3 protein-coding genes and 1 pseudogene are annotated in these 3,301 nt (G+C 70.2%); 2 read left to right on the top strand and 2 right to left on the bottom strand.

All coding sequences use genetic code 11. The features are described from left to right. Positions 1–152 precede the first annotated feature (152 nt). Positions 153–800, top strand: a complete 648-nt coding sequence (locus AC08OJ_RS19350) for a TetR/AcrR family transcriptional regulator (protein ID WP_476594711.1) — start codon at positions 153–155, stop codon at positions 798–800. A gap of 189 nt (positions 801–989) precedes the next feature. Next, a complete protein-coding gene (locus tag AC08OJ_RS19345) occupies positions 990–2,492 on the top strand; it encodes an MFS transporter (RefSeq protein WP_476596480.1) in 1,503 nt (500 codons plus the stop codon). Positions 2,493–2,596: 104 nt separating this feature from the next. Here the strand turns inward: AC08OJ_RS19345 and AC08OJ_RS19340 are convergent, their stop codons facing one another. Together AC08OJ_RS19340 and AC08OJ_RS19335 are read right to left on the bottom strand one after the other, a co-directional pair. Then, complete coding sequence (locus AC08OJ_RS19340; protein WP_476596478.1) at positions 2,597–3,094, bottom strand: hypothetical protein; 498 nt, start codon at positions 3,092–3,094, stop codon at positions 2,597–2,599. Further along, positions 3,084–3,301, bottom strand: a pseudogene (locus AC08OJ_RS19335) (ParA family protein); the annotation flags it as partial. The gene AC08OJ_RS19340 and the pseudogene AC08OJ_RS19335, both read right to left, overlap by 11 nt.

Raw genomic sequence — 3,301 nt, 5'->3', positions numbered from 1 at the left:
GACCAGCGCCACACGGTGTGGGGAGCTGGCATTTTCAGTACAGTACGGTACTGTTTCTATGGTTAGGGTAATGTTCATTGCGTCTTCTCCTCGGCGTCGCGGCCATGCGCGTCGACTCCGGAGAAGCGTCCGAGACGGAAGGGTGAAGACCGATTTCCCCGCCGAGTGGCGCCGGGCCTGGCCGGCCCCGGGACGATGCCCGGGAGCGGGCGATCCTGGACGCCGCGCTGGAACTGCTCGTCGAGGTCGGGTATGAGCGGATGAGCATGGTCGCCGTCGCGGCCCGGGCCCGGGCCAGCAAGGCGACGATCTACCGCCGATGGTCATGCAAGGACGAGATGGTCGTGGAGGCCCTGCGGCGGCATGGTCCCGGCGACCGCGTCCCGGCTGACACCGGGTGCCTGCGGGACGACCTGGCCGCCGAGGTGCGCCTCATGGTCGACACGATTACCGGTCCCGACGGTGCGCTGCTCATTGGCGTGCTCCGGGCCGCGAGCGAGTCCCCGCGGCTGGCTGCGGTCGTGCAGGCCAACATCCTGCAGAACAAGGCGAAGATCGGCCGCTGCATGTTCGCTCGGGCCTCGCAACGGGGGGAGATCTCTGCGTCGGCCGATTTCGACGTGATCATGGAGATCGTCATGGCGATGATTTTCTGTCGCCTGCTCGTCACCGGTGAGCCGCTCGACGGCGCGTTCGTCGATCATATGGTGGACGACGTGCTCATGCCGTTACTGGCTGGCCGGCCCGGAACGACACTCCGGCCCGGAACACCCCCGTCCGGGGCCAACTCGAACACCTGAGCTATTCTCGGCTCGAACGCTCGTTCGATAGCCCTGCCCCTGTCACCGTCGCGTCACCGACGCCGCCACGGACCGCCCGGTCCCGGGGCGCCGTCCACCGGCACCATCCCCACCGCACCGGGTCGCCTCGCGCGAACTCGTGGCGTTCGTTCGTCCCCGTTTCAGGTCCGATCGGCTAGGAGCTTCCCTGTGACCACAACCCTCGACCACCAGGCGGAGGACCGTCCGGTGGACGCGGCGGACGGCTCGCCCGATCCACGGCGCTGGCTCGCGCTCTGGATCATCGCTGTCGCGCAGCTCATGGTCGTCCTCGACGCCTCGATCGTGAACATCGCGATCCCGCACGCGCAGGCCGATCTCGACATCTCCACCGCGAACCGGCAATGGATCGTCACCGCGTACACCGTGGCCTTCGGCGGTCTGCTGCTGCTCGGCGGGCGCGTCGCCGACTACCTGGGGCGCAAGCGGGCCTTCAGCTGGGGACTCCTCGGTTTCGCGCTGGCCTCGGCGCTGGGCGGCCTGGCCCCGAACGCCGGCCTGCTGTTCGCCGCGCGGGCGCTGCAGGGTGCGTTCGCGGCCCTGCTCGCGCCGGCCGCGCTGTCGCTGATCACCGTCGCCTTCACTGAAAGCCGCGAGCGGGCGAAGGCGTTCGGCGTGTACGGAGCGATCTCCGGTGGTGGCGCCGCGATCGGTCTTATCGTCGGCGGCCTGCTCACCGAGTACGCCTCCTGGCGATGGTGCCTGCTGGTGAACGTGCCGATCGCGCTCATCACCGCGGCTCTCGCGCTGCCCGTGGTGCGCGAGAGCCGGGCGCAGGGCAAGACCCGCTACGACCTGCCCGGCGCGGTGACGGTGACCGCGGGCCTGGTGGCCTTGGTCTACGGCTTCACCGTGGCCGCCGAGGACGGCTGGGGCGACGCCCGCACCATCGGGCTGCTGGTCGGTGCGGTCGTGCTGCTCGCGGCCTTCGTCGTCATCGAGTCCCGCACCAGCGCGCCGCTGCTGCCGCTACGGGTGCCGTGGGAGCGCAACCGCGGCGGCTCGTTCCTGGCCTCGCTGCTGACCGGGGCCGGCCTGTTCGCGATGTTCCTGTTCCTGACGTACTACTTCCAGCAGACGCTCGGCTACGGCGCCCTGAAGACCGGCTTCGCGTTCCTGCCGTTCAGCGGCGGGATCATCGTCTCCGCGGGGCTGGCCAGCCAGCTCCTGCCGCGCGTCGGGCCCCGGGTACTCGCCGGCGCCGGCACGACGCTCGCGGCGGTCGGGATGGCGCTGCTCCTCGCGATCGGGACGGATTCGAGCTACGTCGTGCACATTCTTCCCTCCGAGCTGCTGATCAGCATCGGCATGGGCTTCTCGTTCGTGCCCCTGTCGAACCTCGCGCTGATCGGGGTCGCCCCGCACGACGCGGGGGTGGCCAGCGCGCTGGTCAATACGACGCAGCAGATCGGCGGGTCGCTGGGCACCGCGTTGCTCAACACCGTCTACGCGACGGCCGTCACCAACTACCTGGCCGATCACGGGCGGGGTGGGAAGGCCCTCCTTGACCAGGCGCAGATCGAGGGCTACACCACGGCGTTCCTGTGGGGAGCCATCCTCATCGCGCTCGCTGCGGTGGTGATCGTCGTGCTCATCCGAGCCGGGCGGGAGTCGACCGCCGACGTCGAGGTCGTCCCCGCGCACGCCGGCTGACCCGTCCGCGCGGCACCCCGTCCGCGCACCCCTTCCTCGTCCGTCCGGGACAGGCCAGGAAGGGCCGCGGGGCGCTGGGGGCGCTGGGGTGGTGATCGGAAATCCTACAGTTCGGATTCCCCGGCCAGCATCGCCCGGGAGCTGAGCCGGAAACCGATGGTCCCGTCCACGATTTTTCGAATCACGGTGGCTTTCGGATCCCTGCCGCCGACCCCGTCGACACCCAGGGCGCCCGCCAGGGCCCGTAGCTGCGGGACCGGGATCCGGCCCAGGGCGGCCAGGTGCTCCCGGGCTTCCTCCCGGCTCGCGGCGGCGACCAGTGTCGCGTGCAGCTTCTCGACGTCCACGGACGCCGGGAGCCGGGAGCCGTCCGCCGCGGCACGACCGCCCGGGTCTGCTGCCGTAGCCGTAGCCGTAGCCGTAGCCGTAGCCGTGGGTGTGGCTGTGGGGACGACCGCGAGCCGCGCCCGACCCGCCATGAGATCGTCGAGCTGCCGGACGTCCAGGGTGTCGAGCAGATCGGACGCCTGGCGCAGGAGAACGGCCCCGAGACGGGCCGCATCCCGACCCGGGTGGCTGGCGGGCCGACTGTCAGGAGCCATGGTTCGCCGTCCGGATGCGTTTGAGGAACTCCTCGACCAGGCTCTGCAGTTCCCAGGCGAGTTCCCGGCTGAGCTGCTCGGTGAGAATGGCGGGGAGCTGGGCGCGGGCCGCGCCGGCGAAGTGCTTGTTGCTCTCCCGGAGCATCGCCTCGAAGACGGGCAGCCCGAGGCTTCTGGTCTGCGCTAAGGGATCGTCATTAAATAAGT

The organism is Frankia sp. CgKIO3 (genome assembly GCF_977946435.1).
Note: the sequence above shows the minus strand (reverse complement) of the source record. Positions and strands in the feature narration are given on the sequence as shown.